The sequence below is a fragment of the Maricurvus nonylphenolicus genome (assembly GCF_042854845.1).
Lineage (GTDB): Bacteria > Pseudomonadota > Gammaproteobacteria > Pseudomonadales > Cellvibrionaceae > Maricurvus > Maricurvus nonylphenolicus.
In genome coordinates, this window is sequence record NZ_AP031498.1 from 2,141,523 (window position 1) to 2,162,874 (window position 21,352).

15 protein-coding genes are annotated in these 21,352 nt (G+C 49.6%); 10 read left to right on the forward strand and 5 right to left on the reverse strand.

Annotated elements, in window-relative coordinates:
* Nucleotides 1–20 precede the first annotated feature (20 nt).
* On the forward strand, nt 21–950 hold the full coding sequence (gene speB / locus ACGHZ6_RS09270; RefSeq protein WP_390618558.1) for an agmatinase: 930 nt from the start codon (nt 21–23) through the stop codon (nt 948–950).
* Between the two features lie 68 nt (nt 951–1,018).
* Complete coding sequence (locus ACGHZ6_RS09275) at nt 1,019–2,305, forward strand: flavin monoamine oxidase family protein (RefSeq protein ID WP_390618559.1); 1,287 nt, start codon at nt 1,019–1,021, stop codon at nt 2,303–2,305.
* 21 nt (nt 2,306–2,326) lie between these two features.
* Here ACGHZ6_RS09275 and ACGHZ6_RS09280 read toward each other — a convergent pair whose 3' ends face one another.
* Nucleotides 2,327–3,511, reverse strand: a complete 1,185-nt coding sequence (locus tag ACGHZ6_RS09280; protein ID WP_390618560.1) for a CaiB/BaiF CoA transferase family protein — start codon at nt 3,509–3,511, stop codon at nt 2,327–2,329.
* A gap of 14 nt (nt 3,512–3,525) precedes the next feature.
* The gene (locus ACGHZ6_RS09285) at nt 3,526–4,713 is read right to left on the reverse strand and encodes an acyl-CoA dehydrogenase (RefSeq protein WP_390618561.1); all 1,188 of its coding nucleotides are present in this window, start codon (nt 4,711–4,713) and stop codon (nt 3,526–3,528) included.
* A 143-nt stretch (nt 4,714–4,856) separates the two neighbouring features.
* On the opposite strand from ACGHZ6_RS09285, the gene ACGHZ6_RS09290 reads away from it, so the two are divergent.
* From ACGHZ6_RS09290 to ACGHZ6_RS09315, 6 genes are all read left to right on the forward strand, one after another.
* Nucleotides 4,857–5,711 (forward strand): LysR family transcriptional regulator, encoded by an 855-nt coding sequence (locus ACGHZ6_RS09290; protein WP_390618562.1) that lies wholly within the window; start codon nt 4,857–4,859, stop codon nt 5,709–5,711.
* A gap of 104 nt (nt 5,712–5,815) precedes the next feature.
* A complete protein-coding gene (uvrA, locus tag ACGHZ6_RS09295) occupies nt 5,816–11,461 on the forward strand; it encodes an excinuclease ABC subunit UvrA (protein ID WP_390618563.1) in 5,646 nt (1,881 codons plus the stop codon).
* Nucleotides 11,462–11,529: 68 nt separating this feature from the next.
* Nucleotides 11,530–11,676, forward strand: coding sequence for a hypothetical protein (locus tag ACGHZ6_RS09300; RefSeq protein ID WP_390618564.1), 147 nt, complete (start codon nt 11,530–11,532; stop codon nt 11,674–11,676).
* 107 nt (nt 11,677–11,783) lie between these two features.
* Complete coding sequence (locus ACGHZ6_RS09305) at nt 11,784–13,088, forward strand: NAD(P)/FAD-dependent oxidoreductase (protein ID WP_390618565.1); 1,305 nt, start codon at nt 11,784–11,786, stop codon at nt 13,086–13,088.
* 282 nt (nt 13,089–13,370) lie between these two features.
* Entirely contained in the window at nt 13,371–14,795 is a 1,425-nt protein-coding gene (locus ACGHZ6_RS09310; RefSeq protein ID WP_390618566.1) for an aldehyde dehydrogenase family protein, read from the forward strand.
* A 100-nt stretch (nt 14,796–14,895) separates the two neighbouring features.
* Nucleotides 14,896–15,828 carry a cation diffusion facilitator family transporter gene (locus ACGHZ6_RS09315; protein ID WP_390618567.1) on the forward strand — a complete coding sequence of 311 codons (933 nt, stop codon included), beginning with the start codon at nt 14,896–14,898 and terminating at the stop codon, nt 15,826–15,828.
* Nucleotides 15,829–15,854: 26 nt separating this feature from the next.
* Here ACGHZ6_RS09315 and ACGHZ6_RS09320 read toward each other — a convergent pair whose 3' ends face one another.
* From ACGHZ6_RS09320 to ACGHZ6_RS09330, 3 genes are all read right to left on the reverse strand, one after another.
* Nucleotides 15,855–16,640, reverse strand: a complete 786-nt coding sequence (locus ACGHZ6_RS09320) for a substrate-binding periplasmic protein (protein WP_390618568.1) — start codon at nt 16,638–16,640, stop codon at nt 15,855–15,857.
* A gap of 124 nt (nt 16,641–16,764) precedes the next feature.
* On the reverse strand, nt 16,765–17,409 hold the full coding sequence (locus tag ACGHZ6_RS09325) for a TetR/AcrR family transcriptional regulator (RefSeq protein ID WP_390618569.1): 645 nt from the start codon (nt 17,407–17,409) through the stop codon (nt 16,765–16,767).
* 47 nt (nt 17,410–17,456) lie between these two features.
* Nucleotides 17,457–18,851: a glutamine synthetase family protein gene (locus tag ACGHZ6_RS09330; RefSeq protein WP_390618570.1), complete on the reverse strand. Its 1,395-nt coding sequence runs from the start codon at nt 18,849–18,851 to the stop codon at nt 17,457–17,459.
* A 322-nt stretch (nt 18,852–19,173) separates the two neighbouring features.
* On the opposite strand from ACGHZ6_RS09330, the gene ACGHZ6_RS09335 reads away from it, so the two are divergent.
* Together ACGHZ6_RS09335 and ACGHZ6_RS09340 are read left to right on the forward strand one after the other, a co-directional pair.
* A complete protein-coding gene (locus ACGHZ6_RS09335; RefSeq protein WP_390618571.1) occupies nt 19,174–19,923 on the forward strand; it encodes a gamma-glutamyl-gamma-aminobutyrate hydrolase family protein in 750 nt (249 codons plus the stop codon).
* Nucleotides 19,924–19,978: 55 nt separating this feature from the next.
* The gene (locus ACGHZ6_RS09340) at nt 19,979–21,313 is read left to right on the forward strand and encodes a glutamine synthetase family protein (protein WP_390618572.1); all 1,335 of its coding nucleotides are present in this window, start codon (nt 19,979–19,981) and stop codon (nt 21,311–21,313) included.
* Nucleotides 21,314–21,352: the final 39 nt, after the last annotated feature.

The following is a 21,352-nucleotide window of genomic DNA, read 5'->3' on the forward strand; positions in this document are numbered from 1 at the left end:
AAATGAATGAGGAGACGCTCGTGTCTGCATCCAATCTTTTTGGCAGCGATGCCAACACCTACGCCAATATTTTTACCTATATGGGGCTGCCTCTAAGCCGTGACCTGAGCGATCAGGTTGATGCGGTAGTGATGGGGGTACCCTATGATCTCGCCACCAGTGGCCGATCAGGTACACGCTTTGGGCCCACCGGTATTCGCCAGGCTTCGGCGCAATTGCGCTGGGAGGAAAAGCGCTGGCCCTGGCAGTTTTCACTAGCGGATAAATTGCGGGTTATCGATTACGGTGATCTGAATTTTGACGATGGTGACAGTAATAGCATGCTTGAGCTGGTTACTGCAGAAGCCAGTAATATTATGGCGGCAGGTAAAACCCTGCTGACTTTCGGCGGTGACCATTTTATTACCTTACCGCTGTTACGTGCAGCAGCTAAACATCATGGCCCGTTAGCGTTGATTCATTTTGATGCCCATACCGATACTGAGCAAAGTGATCTGGCCTATAACCATGGTTCCATGTTTTACCATGCGCCCAGAGAAGCGCTTATTGTTCCTGAAAACAGTATTCAGGTAGGTATACGTACGGAGTATATGGATGAGGATCATGGTTTTGATGTTGTTGATGCAGCCTGGGCCAACAATCATTCAGTTGAAGACATCGTTGACCGTATCCGTGCTCGGGTAGGGGATAGGGCTGTCTATCTGAGTTTTGATATTGACTGCCTGGATCCGGCCTATGCCCCTGGTACTGGAACCCCTGTGGTGGGAGGTTTAACCTCGGACAAAGCGCTACAGATTTTGCGTGCATTACAAGGGTTGAATATAGTAGCTATGGATTTGATGGAAGTGGCGCCAGCCTATGACCATGCCGAGATAACATCGCTGGCGGGTGCAACGCTTGCGTTGGAAATGCTATACGTGTTTGCCGCAAACAACGTTCTGGAGACTTAATGGATTCAGTCAATATTATACGCTTGATAGTAATTCTGATATTGGGCGGTTTAGCAGGGGGACCGGTCATGGCCAAGGAAAATGAACGTGTCATTGTGGTGGGGGCAGGCATAGCAGGTTTGGGAGCTGCCAATTCACTACAGTCCTCCGGTTACGATGTTGTGCTGCTAGAGGCAAGAGATCGTATTGGCGGCCGCATATGGACTGAACGCAGTTCTGGTGTTGCTATGGATATGGGGGCAAGCTGGATTCACGGGATTAAAAAGAATCCCATCGCCGCTCTGGCTGAGAAGGCTAAAGCGCCTCTGTCTCCGATCTTCGACTACGACCATGCGTCTAACTATAAAAGCGATGGTAGTGGCGAGGGTTTGCCAGATAAAAACGCTGAGCGTTTTATGTCCACGATGGAAGATTATTTGGCGTGGTACTTGCGAAGGGAGCCTAACGCATCGCTGCAAACCTTGATTGATGATGCCCAAAGCGAAGGTGATCTGGATTTTCTGACTTCTGCACAGTTGAACTTTATGGTGAATACTGAGGTAGAGCACGAATTTGCGGCCAGCCCTGAGAAACTGTCTGTCGAGGCTTTGGATGAAGGTAAAAGCCAGAAGGGAGGCGATGTGTTATTCCCGCAAGGTTATGATGCGATTACTGACTACTTGGCGCAATCTCTGGTTATCCATACTGAGGCTGTGGTATCGAAAATTAAATACGATGCAAAAGGGGTGGTGGTTTATTCGAGTGCAGGTGAGTTCCGTGGTGATCGGGTAGTGGTCACGGTTCCTCTTGGTGTGCTTAAGGCTGGGCGTATTGAATTTTCACCGTCGCTGCCAGATAAGAAACTTCAAGCCATAGAAAAGTTGGGCATGGGGGTGTTAAACAAAGTCTGGTTAACGTTTCCCCATGTATTTTGGCATAGGGATATTGAGCGCAACATCATTCAATATGTCAGCGAGGAAGAAGGGCATTTCAGTGAATGGCTCAACGGTTATAAATATGTACAGCAGCCCGTGTTGCTGGGTTTTAATGCCGCTGAGTATGGTGTTACCATTGAGTCAAAATCCGATCAGGCAATTACTGATGAGGCCATGGCGGTTCTTCGAAAAATCTATGGTGAGGATATTCCTGGACCAGAAGCGGTTAAGATCACGCGCTGGAGGAGTGATCCTTATGCTTTGGGATCGTATTCTTATCTCAAGGTAGGGGCGACGACTAAGCACCGAAAACACTTGGCAGAGCCCGTGAATAACCGCCTGTTTTTTGCCGGGGAGGCTACGAGTTCTGCTTACCCTGCGACAACGCAGGGCGCTTATCTGTCCGGGCTGCGAGAAGCTGAGAGGATTCGTGATTTGTAAGCGAACTCGTCGATGCCAGGATTATTGATGATTATCCTCTCCAAGAAGCGGCGGTGCTTTGGATAAAGATAATGGTGTACGGCTAAAGTTAATTGGGTTGCCGACCAGTTCGATTTCTCCGGCGAGAGGGTGTTGTTGTTTAATCACCATGCCACGTTCTCGCAGGTGTGGATCCTCAAGCACCTGATCAATGGTATTAATCGGGCTGCAGGGCACACTGACTTGCTCAAGCGCTTCTAGCCAAAACGCCGTTGTGTTGCTTTGCAGTAAAGCGCTGATTCTTTTGCACACCTCTTCACGGTGAGCCACGCGTTGCGGATTGGTGGCGAAACGCTGATCATTAGCCAACTCAGTAGCACCGGCCACTTCGCAAAAGGCCTGAAATTGGCGATCGTTTCCTATCGCTAAAATCATATGGCCATCCTGAGTGGCAAAAGCCTGGTAGGGCACGATATTAGGATGAGCATTCCCCAATCGTTTGGGTACTTGTTTGCCAATCAAATAATTGCTGGCTTGATTGGCCAGGACTGCAGCCTGTACATCAAACAAGGCCAGATCAATATGTTGACCTAAGCCGGAACGCTGTCTTTCAAGTAGCGCACCTTGAATAGCGATAGTGGCATAGAGGCCGGTAAAAATATCGGTCACGGCAACGCCTACTTTTTGCGGGCCGCCACCGGGAAGATCATCTTTCTCTCCGGTGATACTCATCAATCCACCCATTCCCTGAATCATAAAATCATAGCCAGCGCGGTGGCGGTAGGGCCCGGTTTGGCCAAAACCGGTGATAGAGCAGTAGACCAGTTTGGGGTTAATGGCCTGCAAGCTTGAATAATCGAGGCCGTATTTTTTCAGGCCTCCGACTTTGTAATTTTCAATCAGTACATCGCAATCTTTTACCAGATTACGAATGGTTTCCTGACCTTCTTGGCTGGTAATGTCTACCGTAATACCGTGCTTGCCGCGATTGGCACACAAATAGTAGGCGGACTCTTTGGTGGCTTCACCTTCTGGTGTTGTCAGGTAGGGAGGGCCCCAGTGGCGAGTGTCATCACCAACATCAGGGCGCTCAACTTTTATTACTTCTGCCCCCAGGTCTGCCAGCCCCTGACCGGCCCAGGGGCCTGCCAGAATGCGACTCAGATCGAGAACACGATAACCGCTAAGTGGTGCTTGCGCTGCAGCTGTTTTTTCCTCGGTCGTCATAACATCTGCCTGTATTAACTAAAGGCTGCAATGCCGGTTTGTGCACGGCCAAGAATCAAGGCGTGAACATCCTGTGTGCCTTCATAGGTATTCACCACTTCCAGGTTCACCATATGTCGCATTACTGGGTACTCATCGGAGATGCCGTTGCCGCCGTGCATATCGCGGGCTTCACGGGCAACTTCCAGCGCTTTAATGCAGGAGTTACGTTTTAGCAGCGAGATAAGCTCGGGGGCCAGTTCATTTTTATCTTTCAACTGGCTAGCGCGCAGACAGCCCTGCAAGCCCAAAGAAATATCGGTTTGCATAATTGCCAGCTTTTTCTGAATCAGCTGGTTGGCTGCCAATGGGCGATTAAACTGTTTGCGCTCCATGGTGTATTCCAGCGCCGCATGCCAGCAGGCTTCTGCAGCACCCAGTGCGCCCCAGGAAATACCCAGGCGAGCACTGTTTAAACAGCCGAACGGACCCTTCAGGCCTTTCACATTGGGCAGCAGGTTTTCGGCAGGAACGAACACTTCGTCCATCACAATTTCACCGGTAATGGATGCACGTAGCGCCAGCTTGCCTTCAATCTTCGGTGCGGATAATCCGTCCATGCCTTTTTCCAGGATAAAGCCGCGGATATCGCCTTCATCATCTTTGGCCCAGACCACAAACACATCGGCTACCGGTGAGTTGGTGATCCACATTTTGGCACCACTCAGGCTATAGCCGCCTTCTACTGATTTTGCGCGGGTAACCATGCTACCCGGGTCAGAGCCGTGGTCTGGCTCGGTCAGGCCGAAGCACCCAATCCACTCGCCTGCGGCCAGTTTGGGCAGGTACTTTTGCTTCTGCTCTTCGCTGCCATAGGCATAAATGGGATACATCACCAGGCTGGATTGAACACTCATCATGGAGCGGTAACCTGAGTCCACGCGCTCAATTTCGCGGGCAATCAGGCCGTAGCTAACATAGCTAACACCGGGGCAACCATAACCCTGCAGGGGGGAGCCGAGTAAACCCAGTTCGCCCATCTCACGGAAGATGCTTAGATCGGTATGTTCGTCACGGAAGGCCTGACGGACACGAGGTTGGAGCTTATCCTGGGCATATTGGCGAGCGGTGTCTCTAACCATGCGCTCTTCTTCAGTCAGTTGTTGATCCAGACCGAAGGGGTCTTGCCAGTTAAAGTCTTTAGACCATTGGTTGCTGCTCATAGGGGCCCTCGATAGATGGTTTGCTGTGATTTTAGGTGTGAACAGGGCTAATTTAGCAATTAAGAGTGAATAAATATAATATATGTTAAGTATGTAAATGATATATTTTGGATATGGTGAGGTGAGGCTTGGACAGGCGTCAGTTGCAGATTTTTCAAATGGTGGCCGAAGAGGGCAGTTTTACCAAGGCGGCCAACCGCCTGCATATGGCCCAGCCGGCGGTCAGTATTGCTGTGCGCAAGCTTGAAGAGGATGTTGGTTTACCGCTATTTAGCCGAGCGGATAAAAAGGTCAACCTTACCTCAGAGGGGGGCATACTCTTGCAGCATGCGCGAACAATTCTGATGCAGTTTGAGCAGGCAAAGCTGGAGATGTCGGAGTTGCAGGCCATGGAGGGTGGGCGGGTAAATTTGGGCACTTCAGTATTGATGGGCAGTTACTACTTCCCGGATAAAATTGCCGCCTTTCGTCAGCAATACCCACAAATTTCGGTTTCTGTCATCGGCGAGGGAACACGTCGGGCCCAACAGCTGCTGTTGGACGGTGAGATTGATATGGCGCTGGTGAATGTTAACGATGCCGCAGACGAGCTGGAAGTAAAGCCGTTGGGAGCCCCGGAAGAGATCGTGGCCTGCGTCGCTCGTAGTCATCCATTAGCCTCACAGCAACGTATTAGCTTTACTGACTTTTTGGCAGAACCCTTGGTGGTATACCGGGAGGGTTACTACATGCGTGAATTGATTGAGGCAAAAGCCGCCGCGCTTGATCTGATGCCGAATATTGCGGTGGAAACCAATGTGTCGCATTTGATGATTAATTTAATTGAACAGCAGCAAGGGTTGGGGTTTTGTATCCGGCGTGTGGCGGATCAGGAGCCTGGCCTTAGTGCGATCAGTTTTGAAGAGCCTATGTTTTTGGAATTGGGCTTTGCCTGGAAGCGTAACCGCTATGTATCTAAGGCCAATCAGGCGTTTATGGATTTTGTCTTGAGCAGCTAGCGCTAAATACCTCAGAAGTTTTTGCCAAGCCTCTCATCATTTGGTATGGTTTTGCTGTTTAAATATACAGTATTTGGGTGGTTGGAAAATTGAGTGGTCGAGGAATGAGCAGCAAAACCAGTATTAAGCCGTCAGCTAAAGGGATCCAGAAAGCACCTTTTACAGCCAATGAAGCCATCGTGGTAAAGGGCGCGCGCCAGAATAACCTTAAGAATCTGGACTTGGAATTACCCACTAACGAGTTGATTGTGGTTACCGGTGTTAGCGGTTCCGGTAAATCCACCCTGGCCTTTGATACCATCTATGCCGAAGGCCAGCGCCGCTACGTAGAGACCTTCTCTGCCTATGCCCGTCAGTTCCTTGACCGCATGGACAAACCCGCGGTAGAGAGTATTCAGGGTATTCCCCCAGCCATTGCTATCGATCAAACCAACCCGGTGCGTACCTCCCGCTCAACTGTGGGTACCATGACCGAGCTGAATGATTACCTCAAATTACTGTTTGCGCGTATGGCGCATTTGCACTGCCACAGCTGCGGTCGTGAAGTTAGCTGTGATTCGCCCCAATCCGTTGTTGACCAACTGTATCAATCCTTGCCTGCAGATCAACGCTTGATGGTATGCCTACCGATCAAAGTGCCACACAATTTCAGCGATGATGAGGTATTGGCGCTGCTCAATCAGCAGGGTTATACCCGCGTTCATATACGTGAGAGCCATCGGGTTGAAGTCGTCCAGGATCGATTAAAATTAACTGAAGACAACCGCGATCGACTGACAGAGGCGGTGGAAGTTGCCATGAACCATGGCAATGGTCGTGTGAAGGTTTATCCGCTCGATGAAAATAAAGAGGCGGGCGAACCCTTACAGTATTCCAGCCAATACCATTGTCCTGATTGCGATATCGACTTTAATGAATCCTCGCCGAGCTTGTTTTCCTTTAACTCTCCCATTGGAGCCTGTGAAGACTGCCGTGGTTTTGGCCGTATTATTGGTGTGGATTATGGCTTGGTTGTTCCCGATGAAACTAAAAGTCTAAAGGACGGTGCGATCAAACCCTGGCAAACGCCCAGTTATGAAGAGTGTCAGAGGGATTTAATGCGCTATGCCAAAAAGTGTGGCGTACCGGTCGACAAGCCCTGGAACAAACTCAGTAAAAAACATCAGCAATGGGTGCTGGAAGGCGAAGGGGACTTTGATGAGAAGGTCTGGTACGGCGTGCGCCGCTTCTTTGACTGGCTGGAAACCAAAGCCTACAAAATGCACATTCGTGTGTTGCTCTCCAAGTATCGCTCATACACGCCTTGCGGAACCTGTAACGGTGCCCGTTTAAAATCAGAGGCCCTGTGGTGGCGCTTGGGACAGAATGCAGAGTCAACAGTCGCATTAAACGGTCGTGCACCTTTTTACCCGGCGGATGCGACGCTGGATGCAAAAGTATTTAACCAGCTGCCGGGTTTAACCATTCACGATGTTATGCAGCTGCCACTGGAGCGCTGTGCCGAGTTCTTTAACCAGCTAACCCTGCCGAGCCAGTTTGATGAAGCCTCCGAATTGTTGCTGGGGGATATTCGTTCGCGCCTGAATTACCTGCTGGAAGTGGGGTTGGGGTATCTGACTCTTGATCGTCAGTCCCGCACCCTAAGTGGGGGTGAAGTGCAGCGTATTAACCTGACCACTGCGCTAGGCACCTCACTGGTAAATACATTGTTTGTTTTGGATGAGCCGAGTATTGGTTTGCACCCGCGCGATATGCAGCGCATGGTGCAGGTGTTGCACCGCTTGCGTGATGCCGGTAATACCCTGTTAGTTGTGGAGCATGACCCGCAAGTAATGCTGGCTGCTGACCGTATTCTGGATATTGGCCCTGGGCCGGGCAAGCAGGGCGGGGATATTTGTTTTTACGGTACACCCAAGCAGTTGCTGAAAGATAAACATTCGTTAACAGCAGATTACCTCAGTGGCCGTAAAGTGGTGTCCATGTCCATGTCCAAACCGGACACTGCTGAAACGCCGGATGCGCATATACGCATTATTGGGGCCAGTGAAAATAACCTGAAAGATATCGATGTCGATATTCCGCTTAATCGTCTTGTATGTATCACGGGTGTCAGCGGCTCTGGAAAATCTACCCTGATGCGCGATGTACTTTATCGCGGTTTATGTAAGTTGCGGGGGCAGCCTGTGGAAGCGCCCGGTGCCCATAAACGCCTGGAAGGCTTTGAGCATATTGATGATGTGGTGTTGGTGGATCAAAGCCCTATCGGTAAGACCACACGCTCCATTCCGGCTACCTATGTGGGGGCTTTTGATGCTATTCGCAAGTTGTTTGTTGCTCAGCCTCTGGCGAAAGAACGCAAATACACCCCGGGCATATTCAGTTTTAACTCGGGTAACGGCCGCTGTCCCACCTGTTCAGGTAATGGTTTCGAACATGTGGAAATGCAGTTTTTAAGTGATGTTTATCTGCGTTGCCCGGACTGTGATGGCAAGCGTTATCGCGATGAGATTTTAGAGATAAAACTGCAGGGATGTGTAGCGACGCAAGATTCAGGCGTCCTGGAATACAAAAACAAATCCATTGCCGATGTACTGGAAATGACCGTCGCCGAGGCGCTGTTATTCTTCCAGGATTCCAAAGAGGTTATACGTAGCTTGCAGCCCCTGGCCGATGTGGGTTTAACCTATATTCAGCTGGGGCAGGCTGTTCCCACTTTAAGTGGCGGTGAAGCACAGCGATTGAAGTTGGCGGGCCACTTGGCGAAAAATGCGGCTAACGCTAAAAAGCGCAACGCTGTCGATCGTAAAGGCACGTTGTTTCTGTTTGATGAACCCACGACCGGCTTGCACTTTAATGATATCGCTACCTTGATGCAGGCGTTTAAACAATTGCTGGCCGCGGGGGATTCACTGCTGGTGATTGAGCATAATCTGGATGTGATTCGTGCGGCCGATTGGCTTATTGATATTGGTCCGGAAGGGGGCAATGCTGGCGGTCAGCTGGTGGCGAATGGCACGCCTGCTGAGTTAATGGCTAACAGAGACTCTCACACTGCGCTTGCCTTGGAAGAATATGAAACCACGATTGGCAAGGCGATCAAGTTACCGGCGAATGCCTCTAATAAACGCAAAAAATCATCTGCCGATAACACTATTCAGATTCACAATGCCCGTGAGCATAATTTAAAAAGTGTCGACGTTACCATTCCTCGTGACAAGTTTACCGTGATCTCTGGTGTTAGCGGCAGCGGTAAAAGTACTGTCGCTTTTGATATTGTCTTTGGTGAAGGCCAGCGCCGGTATCTGGAATCCCTCAATGCCTATGCGCGTCAGTTTGTGCAGCCATCTTCCCGCCCTGATGTGGATGCAGTACGTGGTATCCCACCTGCGGTTGCGATTGAGCAGCGTACCAGCCGCGGAGGTCGTAAAAGTACCGTCGCTACTCTGACAGAAATCTATCACTTCCTGCGTTTGCTCTATGTGAAGCTGGGTACCCAGTATTGTCCTGAGTGTGATGTGCCCATTGAGCCGCAAAGTCAGGCGTCGATTCTGGCGCGTTTGCAAAAGGATTATCGCGGTAAGGAAATTACCTTACTGGCACCCATGGTGGTTGCCCGGAAAGGTATTTATAACGAACTGGCCAAGTGGGCGGCGGGCAAAGGTTATGCTGAGTTGCGGGTTGATGGTGAATACCTGCCTACAGATCCTTGGCCCAAACTGGATCGCTATAAAGAGCACAGTATTGAGTTGCCGGTTGGCCAGATAAAAGTCACTGCAGCCAATACCCAGCCTTTATCAGATCTGTTGGATAAAACCTTAGATCTGGGTAATGGCATTGCTATGGCCAGTGTGGCTGGCCGTAAGACAACGGCATTATTCTCCACCGAACGAGCATGCCCTTGTTGTGGCAAGGGCTTTGATGAGCTGGATCCGCGCCTGTTTTCCTATAACTCCAAGCATGGTTGGTGCGAGAGTTGTTATGGAACAGGTGTTACCCTGAAAGGTTTTGATGAAGAGCAAACCGGTGAAGAGGGCCAGTGGCAACAAGAGCCCGATGATGAAGGTAATATCGTCGAAGTCAGCTGTAAAAAGTGTGATGGCCAGCGGCTGAATAAAACCGCACAAGCCGTGCGCTTCCGTGATCAATCAATCTCTAATTTGGCAGCCTTGTCTGTCGATGACGCGGCCTTGTGGTTTAACAAGCTGAAACTCAAGAATCAGGAACAAGCCATTGCCCGTGATCTGTTGGTTGAGCTGCAAGGTCGTTTACACTTTCTGCAAAAAGTGGGTTTAAATTATTTAACCCTGGATCGCGCCGCACCTACGTTAAGTGGTGGTGAAGCCCAGCGAATTCGTTTGGCCGCACAACTGGGCTCTAATTTGCAGGGGGTATGTTATATTTTAGATGAGCCCACCATTGGCCTGCATACCCGTGATAATCGTCGCTTAATTGAAACCCTGCGTGAGTTGCAACAGCAGGGCAATACCGTGGTTGTAGTAGAGCACGATGAAGACACCATTCGCGAAGCCGACCATATTATCGATATGGGGCCCCATGCCGGTATTAATGGTGGCGAAGTGGTATCCAGTGGCTCGCTGACAAAACTCACTAAAAACAAACAATCCCTCACGGGGCAGTTTATTGCCAAACCTTTGCGCCACCCTATGCCGGAGTTACGCGATGCCGAGATGCGTAATCACTGGGATAAAGAAACCCTAAGTATTATTGGTGCACAACAGAACAACCTGGCGGGTATTGATGTGGATTTGCCGCTGCGCAAACTGGTGTGTGTATCGGGTGTCAGTGGTAGTGGTAAAAGTACCCTGATTCGTTCGGTGCTACACAGCAACCTTAAACGTGCTATCGCAAAAGGGTCTCGCAAGAAAACCAAGCAGCAGTGGCAGGGCTGTGAAAAACTCGAGGGTTTTGAATCTGTGCAGCGGGTATTGGAAGTGGATCAAACCCCCATCGGCAAAACCCCGCGTTCCTGCCCGGCAACCTATATCGGCATTTGGGATACCATCCGTAAGCTGTTTGCCGATACCGTCGATGCCCGTCTGCGCGGTTACAAGCCTGGGCGCTTTTCATTTAATGCCGGTGATGGTCGCTGCAGTGCCTGTGGTGGACACGGTATGCGCAAGGTGGAAATGAACTTCCTGCCGGATGTGCAAGTGGAATGTGAAGTGTGTAATGGCTGGCGGTTTAACGATGAAACCCTTGCCGTGCGCTACAAAGAAAAACATATCGGTGAAGTGCTGGCCATGAATGTCGATGAGGCCACTGAGTACTTTGAAGCTATCCCTTCCGTGCGCAATGCACTGCAATTATTAAAGGATGTGGGCCTGGGTTACCTCACCTTGGGGCAGCAAAGCCCAACCCTGAGTGGCGGTGAAGCCCAGCGTATTAAACTGGTCGCTGAACTGTCAAAAGCCAAGACCGGTCCTGCGGCTCTGGCCAAAGGTGTTGCTCAGCATAATCTCTATGTGCTGGATGAACCCACCGTGGGCTTGCATATGGCCGATGTTGATAAATTACTGCGGGTATTACACCGCCTGGTGGATGCCGGTAATTCGGTAGTGGTGATCGAGCATAATCTGGATGTGATTGCCGAAGCGGACTGGGTTATCGATATGGGCCCAGAAGGCGGTAAAGGTGGGGGTAAGGTGATTGCCCAGGGCCCACCAGCTACCATCTGTAAGCGAAAGCGTTCCCATACCGGTGTATATCTAAAAGAGCTGTTAGAGGCCTAATCAGCATCTATAAAAGTTGAAGTATTATTCGGCTTGTAACTTCCTGGAGCATGGGGTAGAGTAACCCCATGACTCCATATTCCTATCAACATAACGCCATTTTTGTGACTCCCAGCCGTTATATCGCCTGGGAGCATTGGGCGTGCACGTCTTCTGCCTGGCAGGACATCTTTAGCGGTGAGGACGACGACCCGCGACTTATCACTTCTACGTAAGCAGTAGCTGAGACGGCTCTTCAATAAGCCGCTCGAAAAGACTCTCAATAGATCGATCACCATCAGCGGTGATTAAGCATCAGATTCTATAGATTGGGGAAGTGAATATGTTAGGACTCAAAAAACCACAAGAAACCACCGAACACACAGGTTCTTATTATGCTGCCACGGCCAATTGGCAGACGGATTACCCGCAACTCAAAGGCCATCAACAGGCGGATGTGGTGGTTGTTGGCGGCGGTTTTACCGGTGTAAATACCGCCCTGGAACTGGCCGAACGTGGCTACTCTGTTATTTTGCTCGAAGCCAACCGTATCAGCTGGGGCGCAACAGGCCGCAATGGTGGCCAGATTATTGGCGGCATAGGTCACGATCCTGAGCAGTTTGAGAAACGTATCGGCAAAGAGGGTGTGCGAGCCATCTATGATATGGGCGTAGAGTGCTGCGATATTATTCGCGAGCGGGTCGAGAAATATAAGATCGACTGTGACCTCACTTGGGGTTATTGCGATGTGGCATTAAAGCCCCGTCATATGCGTGAGTTTGAAGAACAGAAAAACTATCAGGAGCGTATGGGTTACCCGCACTCTCTTGAGATGCTTGATAAGGAGCAGCTACGCAGTGAAGTAGGTTCCGACCTTTATTTAGGCGGTATGCTTAATCGTACCGGTAATGGTCACTGCCATGTACTGAATCTGTGTATTGGCGAGGCCAAGGCCGCTGAAGAGCTGGGCGTAAAAATCTTTGAGCAATCACGAGTTGTTAAAGTTGTTGAAGGAAATAGTCCGGCTGTACATACAGAGCAGGGGGTGGTGAATGCGGAACATATTGTCTTGTGTGGCAACGCCTATCTTGATGGTTTGGTATCCAAGATTTCATCCAAAGTGTTGCCATCTAACAGTTCGGTGGTCACGACTGAGCCCTTAACCGAAGAGCAGGCGCAAGCCATTATGCCGGGTAATCGCGCAGTATGTGATCCACGTACGGCTTTGGATTATTACCGCTTAACCGCCGATCGTCGTTTACTGTTTGGAGGCCTGTCTAATTACACCGGACGTGAGCCGAAAGACTTGTTCGGTGTGATGCGCAAGAAAATGCTCAAGGTCTTCCCGCAATTACATGGGGTAAAACTTGATCACGGTTGGAGTGGCCAAATGGCCATTGGTATGAACCGTATGCCGCAGTTGGGTCGCTTAAATGGCAATGTTTACTATATTCAAGCATATGCAGGCCATGGTGTTGCACCGACACATATGATGGGGCGTATTACCGCACAGATGATAGCCGGGCAGGCCGAACGGTTTGATGTATTCGGCAAGATAAAGCATTGGCCATTCCCCGGTGGCAAGTTATTACGTACACCCAGTTTTGCGTTGGGCATGATGTATTACAAGTTGTTGGATGAGCTTTAAAGAAAAAGCCGTCAGATTTATTCGTTAAACATTAGTACGCCATTCCCTCGAAAGAGGGAAGTGCCTGCCCCGTGACTATGGGGAGCGCTTTGGGCATCCAGAGCTACGGAGTAAATAAACTCAAATTGGCATAGAGTAGATTCTATGAACTGTGTATAGCGGTTCTAGTGAGTGCTATTCAAACTGGATACCCAAAACACTCGCGATGCTCGCGGGGCAGGCTCTACCCGCGTGCGCGGGAATGGCGCCTTCTTCACGTGTAAGAAATAGGAAGACTTTGACATGAAAGAGTATCGTCAATTTTATATCGATGGCCAATGGGTTGACCCAGTAACCGCCAATGACTTTGCGGTAGAAAACCCGTCAACCGAAGAGCAGATTGGCATTATTAGTCTGGGCTCAGCGGCGGATGTCGACAAAGCCGTGGCCGCAGCCCGTCGCGCCTTTCAAACCTTTGGTTTCAGCACCCGTGAAGAGCGTATCGAACTGTTGGAGCGTTTACTGAAAGCCTATATGGACCGCTACGACGAAATGGCTGAAGCGATTTCACTGGAAATGGGTGCACCGCGTGATTTCTCCCATTCAGATCAGGCTGATTGTGGTAGCGGTCATATTGCTGCCGCATTGGAGGCGTTAAAAACCTACGAGTTCGAACACCAGAAAGGCAATGCAACCATTGTTCATGAGCCTGTGGGCGTGTGTGGTTTTATCACGCCGTGGAACTGGCCGATTAATCAGATCGCCTGTAAGGTGGCGCCGGCATTGGCGACCGGTTGCACCATGGTATTAAAGCCCAGTGAAATTGCACCGCTGTCTGCCCATGTGTTCTCACAGATGATTGATGATGCAGGTATACCTGCCGGTGTTTACAACATGATTCATGGTGATGGCCCGGGTGTTGGTTCGGCAATTTCCAGTCATAAAGATATCGATATGGTGTCTTTCACCGGTTCGACCCGTGCCGGTATGGCCATTTCCAAAGCCGCTGCCGATACCGTAAAACGTGTCGCATTGGAACTGGGTGGTAAGTCACCGAACATTATTTTTGACGATATTGATTTGGAAGATGCCGTAACCCGTGGTGTTAACCACTGTATGGATAACGTCGGCCAATCCTGTAATGCGCCGACACGTATGTTGGTACCTGCCGAACGCTATGAAGATGCGGTAGAGATTGCAGCTAAAGCGGCAAATGCCATTAAGGTTGATAAGGCCGATAAGGCGGGCGATCACATTGGACCATTGGTGAGCTGCCAGCACTTTGAAAAAGTGCAGGGTATGATCTCGGCAGCGATAGAAGAGGGGGCTCGTGTAGCGGCCGGCGGCCCCGGCAAGCCAGAAGGTTTGGAAACCGGTTACTTTACTAAGCCAACCATCTTCGCCGATGTGAACAATCAAATGACCATTGCTCGTGAAGAAGTATTCGGCCCGGTCTTGGTATTAATTCCTTATGCTTCTGAAGAGGAGGCCATCGAGATTGCCAACGATACGCCTTACGGTTTAGCAGCCTATGTGCAAACCGGCGATGAGGCGCGGGCCAATCGAGTAACCCGTAAGTTGCGTGCGGGTATGGTACGCGTTAATGGTGCCTCTCATGGTTATACATCGCCGTTTGGTGGTTACAAGCAGTCTGGTAATGGCCGAGAGTGGGGTGAATACGGCTTCGAGGATTTTCTCGAGATTAAGGCCATAAGCAGAAATGTTTAATGGAAATATGTTTAGGCGAATAATTTCCAGGTAAAAAGTAAGTTTGAAAACACCGCCTACAAGGCGGTGTTTTTGTTTATAGAATCCAAAAGGTGTCATCATGAATACGCTAGAGAGGCAAAAGCTCGAACAGCGGGCGATTAAATTCTCTATTTTGGGCGCAGCGGCGTTTGCGGCCATCGGCTTAATTTACGGGTTTTATACCCACTCACAGTCCATTTTGTTTGATGGGGTTTATTCCTGTATTAGCTTGGTGATGTCGGGATTAACCTTGTGGGTATCCAAGTTGGTTGTGCGCCCGGATGATGAACGTTTTCAATATGGGTACACCCACCTGGAACCACTGCTCAACGTCATTAAAGCGGTGATTATCAGTGCAACCTGTCTTTATGCATTAACCGAAGGGGTTTCAAGTCTTCTGGATGGTGGTCGGGTTATCGATCTATCGGCAGCCATTACCTATGCCTGTATCTCCACTTTTGGCACCTTGCTGTTTGGTAGTGTGATTTATTTTTATGCAGAGAAGGTTAATTCCAAACTGGCTAAGATTGATGCCATCGACTGGTTATTCGATTGTTTATTGAGCTCCGGAATACTGGCCGGCTTTGTGATTGCTTACCTGATTCGTGAATCCTCCATGGGTGAATATATTCCATACCTGGATCCCGTATTGGTTATTTTGCTGACCGCTTTATTTTTACCAATCCCGATAAGAATATTTCGTGACAATATTCGTGAGGTGTTGGTATTAGCTCCATCAAAAGCGTTACAGCAGCAATTACGTGAATGCGTTACGAAATCTATTAAGTCTATGGGATTGGAAGTCTGCCATTTACGAATGGCTAAAATAGGCCGGGAATTTAACCTGAATGTGTATGTGATGGTTAAAGACCGACTGGATACAGGCAATGTGGCTGGTTTGGATGAGATCCGTCAGCGTATAGCCGACGATCTCAAAGATATCGATACCGATAGCAGTTCTATGTGGCTGGAAGTGATGTTCACTAATGATGAAAAGTGGGTGTTTGAATAATCAAGGCTGAATTAAGTTAGCCTTGATTATTCTTTTTTTGAAATCGGAAGTAGTTCTGAGTAATCCAGGTTGTAACGTTGATAGAGTTCGTTAATCTTTCCGGATCGGATGAGTTCCTCCATTCGCTCATCATAGATATTTAACAATTGATGGCCGCGTTCACTTTGATTAAATACCGGGTAAAGTTTGGCATAGGCAATAGCTTCGCTTCGAAACTGTTCATTTAAATTGATGTTGAGCTCAGCGGCACTGCTTTGGATATCTTCCTCGGCGCTAATATAGGCATCAATGCGGGAGCTCGCTAACAGTTTGATACCTGTCCAGTCGTCGTTAACCAGGGTATGGCTGCGGATGGGGGCATAGAGGTGATAATCATAACCTCGAATCCAGGCCAGTTTTATTGCGCCTGGGTTGTCCAGAATTTCTTTCCAGCTGTATAAATCCTGCTTGCGAAACAGCACTATGGTGATCGATTGAGAGATTGGATATTTGGGGGTAATTGTCTGGCTTAGTGGGCCTAAGGTTCTGGCTCTTGTTACCAGTAAGATATCGATCTCAGCGCTTAGGCTCTGATGGACAGCACGCTTAAAGGGGACTACTGAGGGAGAAAGCTTGATACCCTCCGACTCATAAACCAGGCGTAATACATCAAAATACAAACCGCTACCATCGGTTTCGCTGTATCCCGGCCAGTTACCAGATACGATTTTAACCGTACAGTCGTCTAAAGGCTTGCAGGCCAGAACCTGGCTTGTTGGCAGGAATAGAAGGCATGTACCGATTAGCAGGATTTTAAGCATCACTTCACGCATTTATTAGCATAGCGTGAATAAAAGTATAGTCGGCTCGGGCGTTTAGGGGCAGGTGATTGCCATGTGGGAATAGTTGTAGAGGTCGTTCAGTGAGTGGACTACGAGGCGCACAAGGCGCCTTGAATTAGTCGTTAATATGCGACTGCAGCAGCGTCAGCATCATGGCTTTTAAATCATCCAGGCTGCGTTTTGAACGAACCGTCTTCTGCGAGACGATGGTCAGTAATACGGCGTGGGTAGTTTCCAGATAAACCCGGCCTATACGTTCCAGTTCGCTTTTGCTGCCTTTAAAGTTAAGACGTTTGAAGATGGCAGCCAGCTTGGATATCACCAGGTCATCGTGCTGGGTGTCCAGGTCGCGTAGCTCTGGAATCACCCACAGGGCTTGGGCGAGGGGCAGCACCGCTTTTTGGGTTTTGTAGACCGTTAGCATGCGTTCAACGGCGGCATCAACAAACTGTTCAAGGTTCATCTCGTTCAGGTTGTAGGCCTCGATATCGTTCATGGCTGTGGTCATTTCTTCCAGCCAATGTTCACCCAGGGCGAATAATATCGAATGTTTGTTGGGAAAGTAGTGGTACAGGGAGCCAACGGAGATGCCCAGTTCTTTGGCGATAAGAATGGTGGTTAGATCATCGATACCCACTTCTTCCAACAGGCGGGCGGTAATATCGAGTATCTGTTGCGTGCGCTCACGAGCCCGTTGTTGCATGGGTTTGCGACGTGGGCTGAGTTCACTCTTGCGCTTTTCTTGGCGCTCTTTTGGCATTGCTGTATCCCTTCATGGACCGGCATTACCGGTCGCTGTGGTACAGGCTAAGCCAGTACCAGATAAGTGTCATATTCAAGGGCGCTAATATTACCTGCAAACTCATCCTGCTCAAACTGTTTTAGGGCCGTAAATGCGTTTTGAAAGGGGCTTCCCAACTGTTGTTTGACATAGGTTGAGCTTTGAAAGCTTTTCAGGGCATCAGTCCAGGTACGTGGCAGGCTGGGTTCAATATCGCTATATCCCTGTTGCTGGGGCTCTGTAGGGGAGAGTTTGTTTTCTATGCCGTATAGCATACCTGCCAACAGGGCGGCCAGCGCTAAATAGGGATTGGCGTCGGCGCCGGCTACGCGGTATTCAATGCGACGGGCTTTACTGTCGCCGTTGGGAATTCGCATGGATACATCGCGATTTTCATAACCCCAGGTGGGCGCAACAGGGGCGTGGCTGCCGGCTTTAAAGCGGCGATAGGAGTTGATGTGTGGGGCAAACATCAAAAAGGTATCGCTCATGGTGTGCTGCAGGCCGGCGATGGCATGGCGCAGGGCATCACTGCCGGCCTCGGTACCATCATCAAAAATATTGTTGCCATCATCATCGACAATGCTGGCGTGCAGGTGCAGGCCATTGCCGTCCAGATCAGCAAAGGGTTTGGCCATAAATGAGGCGATATAACCGTGTTGCTGAGCAACGCTTTTGATAATGCGCTTCAGCAGTTGAGCGTTATCTGCGGCCTGTAGCGGGTTATCGACATGATACAGGTTTAGCTCAAACTGGCCGGGTGACAGTTCTTTAACGATGGTGTCCAGAGGGACATCAAGAGCTGCGCAGGCTTCTCGCATCTCATGCAGCAGATCAGCGTATTCGTGCATGATATCGGTATTGTAAATCTGCCCGCCGAGCTTGGTTTGGCCATTGGTGCGGCTGTCGGGCAGCTGGGGTTCACCCAGTGCATTACGCTGTTCCAAAAACAGATAGAACTCCAGTTCCGGGGCTGTAACCGGGTTTAGGCCCAGTGCTCGGTAGCGCTGATAAACACTTTCCAGAATCACGCGGGGGTCAAAGCCCCAGGGGGTTCCGTCTTCTTCCGTCATTTTCAGCAGCAGTTGAGCCGTAGGGCGCTTGAGCCAGGGGATAGTCTTCAGGCTTCCCGCTACGGGTAGGCAGATACCATCGCCATCACCGGTGGCTGCACACAGGCTGGGGATGTCCCGGCCCCAGATATCAGGGGATACCGCAGACAGTGGCATCTTAAAGTTGCCTTCAAGGACTCGTTTTGCGTTTTCTATCGGTAGCCATTTCCCCCTTAGAGTGCCATTCAGGTCGGTTAAAAGTACCTCAACCGTCTCTATATCCGGATTTTTATGTAGGTAGTCATCCAATTCCTGCTGGCTTAGCAGGTCTGTGTCTGTTGTTTCTTCCGGGCCTATATAGCTATTCACGTATTCACTCTCCTGCTCGGGGAAGCTGCTTCTTATCGTTTTGGGCTGTCTGGGGCTCCCTGGTGGGGGAGCGCTCAATCTGTGTTTTATTGATTTTAGGATAAAAACAAAATAAACTGAAGCTTAATTCGGTTTTAAGTGTTTTTTGAAGATGGGTCTTTTATCTTAAAACACTATAAAAAAGCCATTTATCTATAAGTAATCTTATATTTTTGAATTTTACATGTTTCGGTAAATTAGACCTAAAACCGAATAAATAGCTTGTTTATGCCTGAGGTTGTGTGATTTCTTCAGGCCGGGGACACATGTTGAGAGAGTTGATATGAGCGATTGCGCACCACTGGTTATTGGTCTGGTAGCAGATTGCAAAATAATAGGGCCGCACCCGTTTCATGCCCTGGGTGACAAATATATCCGTGGTATTACCGAGGGGATGAATGCCATTCCTCTGTTGATCCCGGCAATGGGGGAGCCCCACCTGCTAGAGACCTATCTGGGCATGATTGATGGTCTATTGTTGACAGGATCCCCCAGCAATATTGAACCGCACCATTACCAGGGTGAGGCCGCACTGGAGCCGATTCATGACCCGGAGCGGGATGCGACCACCTTGCCACTGATCAGTATGGCGATTGAGGCCGATATTCCGCTGTTAGGTATCTGCCGAGGCTTTCAGGAGATTAATGTGGCTCTGGGCGGTACTTTGCACCAGCGGGTTCAGGAGTTACCGGGTTATATGGATCACCGTGAAGATCCCGAGCAGCCCGTAGAGGTTCAGTATGGCCCGGCCCATGACATGGTGTTTGAGGTGGGTAGCTTGTTAGCTGCCATTAATGGAACTGACAGAGCCGAAGTTAACAGCATCCATCAGCAGGGTATCGATTGTCTGGCAACAGGGTTACAAGTTGAGGCTCGCGCACCGGATGGGCTGATAGAAGCATTCCGTATGAGCCGCGCTGATCGCTTTGTATTGGGTGTGCAGTGGCACCCGGAATGGAAGGTTACCGAAAATCCGTTTTATCAGAGTATTTTCACGGCATTTAAATCGGCTTGCGAAGTACGTAAAGCTTAAATAAACACGCTTAAAAGACAATAAAACCAAAAGAGAGAAAATAAATAGGCATCTTATGGATTCCATCAATGACTGGTTAAAGCAGCAGAGTATTACGGAAGTGGAGTGTCTGATTCCGGACATGACCGGTAATGCCCGTGGCAAGTTTGTACCTGCAGACAAATTCTCGAAAGAAGAGACGCGTTTGCCTGAAGCTGTTTTGTTGCAAACTGTGACGGGTACCTACCCCGAAGAGTTCGACGAAATTTTGGGCGTAACGGATTCGGATATGTACCTGCGCCCGGATCCAGATGCCATGCGTGTTGTACCCTGGGCAAAAGATCCTACTGCACAGATTATTCACGATTGCTGTACACGTGATGGCGAGTTGCACCCACTTTCTAGCCGCGGCGTGTTGAAACGTGTATTGGCCTTGTATGAAAAAGAAGGTTGGCAGCCGGTCGTTGCGCCAGAAGTTGAGTTCTATTTGATTAAGCAAAACTCGGATCCCGGTGATGAGCTGGAGCCGCCGATGGGGCGCTCTAAACGGCCAGAAATTTTGCGCAGCTCTTACACCATTGATGCCATCAATGAGTTTGATCCGTTGATTGAAGATATGTATGACTACTGTGAGGCCATGGGGCTGGACGTAGATTCTTTGATTGATGAAACCGGCGCGGCGCAGATGGAATTAAACTTCCTGCACGGTAACGCCTTGGATCTGGCTGACCAGGTATTTACCTTTAAACGCACATTGCGTGAAATCGCCATGCAGCACGGTGTATTCGCCACCTTTATGGCCAAGCCCATGGAGAAAGAGCCGGGCAGTTCCATGCATATTCACCAGAGTATTGTCGACAGTAAAACCGGCAAGAATATCTTTGTGGATGAAGAGGGTAAGGAGAACGATCTGTTCCGTCACTATATTGGTGGTCTGCAGCGTTTTACCAAGCATGCCATGCCGTTTTATGCACCCAATGTGAATTCCTATCGTCGTTTTGCCAAGGATATCTCCGCCCCGATCAATTTGAGTTGGGGTTATGACAACCGCACTACCGGTATCCGGGTGCCGGAAAGCTCACCTCAAGCTAAACGCGTAGAAAACCGTTTTGCCGGTGTGGATGTAAACCCTTACCTGGCGCTGGCGGCAACATTGGCTTCGGGATACCTGGGCATGAAGATGAAAATCGAACCCAGTGAACCCTGTGAAGGCAGCTCCTACGACGAAGAGATTGAAGTGGCTCGCACCTTGGAGTCGGCAGCCAAGCTGCTCGATGAATGCCAGGAGTTACGCGATATTCTGGGTAATACCTTTGTTGATGCCTACGTCGCCGTAAAAGCTTTGGAATATGAAGAATTTAATAAGGTGATTAGCTCCTGGGAGCGTGAACACCTTCTGTTAAATGTATAACTTTAGTGACTTTATCGCTGATAGATAGTGACCTGAGTG

Bases quoted from the DNA above. Each gene is read 5' to 3' on its own strand.
- ACGHZ6_RS09275 (WP_390618559.1), top strand. From the start codon at position 1,019: ATGGCCAAGGAAAATGAACGTGTCATTGTGGTGGGGGCAGGCATAGCA.
- ACGHZ6_RS09280 (WP_390618560.1), bottom strand. From the start codon at position 3,511: ATGACGACCGAGGAAAAAACAGCTGCAGCGCAAGCACCACTTAGCGGT.
- ACGHZ6_RS09285 (WP_390618561.1), bottom strand. From the start codon at position 4,713: ATGAGCAGCAACCAATGGTCTAAAGACTTTAACTGGCAAGACCCCTTC.
- uvrA (WP_390618563.1), top strand. From the start codon at position 5,816: ATGAGCAGCAAAACCAGTATTAAGCCGTCAGCTAAAGGGATCCAGAAA.
- ACGHZ6_RS09300 (WP_390618564.1), top strand. From the start codon at position 11,530: ATGACTCCATATTCCTATCAACATAACGCCATTTTTGTGACTCCCAGC.
- ACGHZ6_RS09305 (WP_390618565.1), top strand. From the start codon at position 11,784: ATGTTAGGACTCAAAAAACCACAAGAAACCACCGAACACACAGGTTCT.
- ACGHZ6_RS09310 (WP_390618566.1), top strand. From the start codon at position 13,371: ATGAAAGAGTATCGTCAATTTTATATCGATGGCCAATGGGTTGACCCA.
- ACGHZ6_RS09315 (WP_390618567.1), top strand. From the start codon at position 14,896: ATGAATACGCTAGAGAGGCAAAAGCTCGAACAGCGGGCGATTAAATTC.
- ACGHZ6_RS09320 (WP_390618568.1), bottom strand. From the start codon at position 16,640: ATGCGTGAAGTGATGCTTAAAATCCTGCTAATCGGTACATGCCTTCTA.
- ACGHZ6_RS09325 (WP_390618569.1), bottom strand. From the start codon at position 17,409: ATGCCAAAAGAGCGCCAAGAAAAGCGCAAGAGTGAACTCAGCCCACGT.
- ACGHZ6_RS09335 (WP_390618571.1), top strand. From the start codon at position 19,174: ATGAGCGATTGCGCACCACTGGTTATTGGTCTGGTAGCAGATTGCAAA.
- ACGHZ6_RS09340 (WP_390618572.1), top strand. From the start codon at position 19,979: ATGGATTCCATCAATGACTGGTTAAAGCAGCAGAGTATTACGGAAGTG.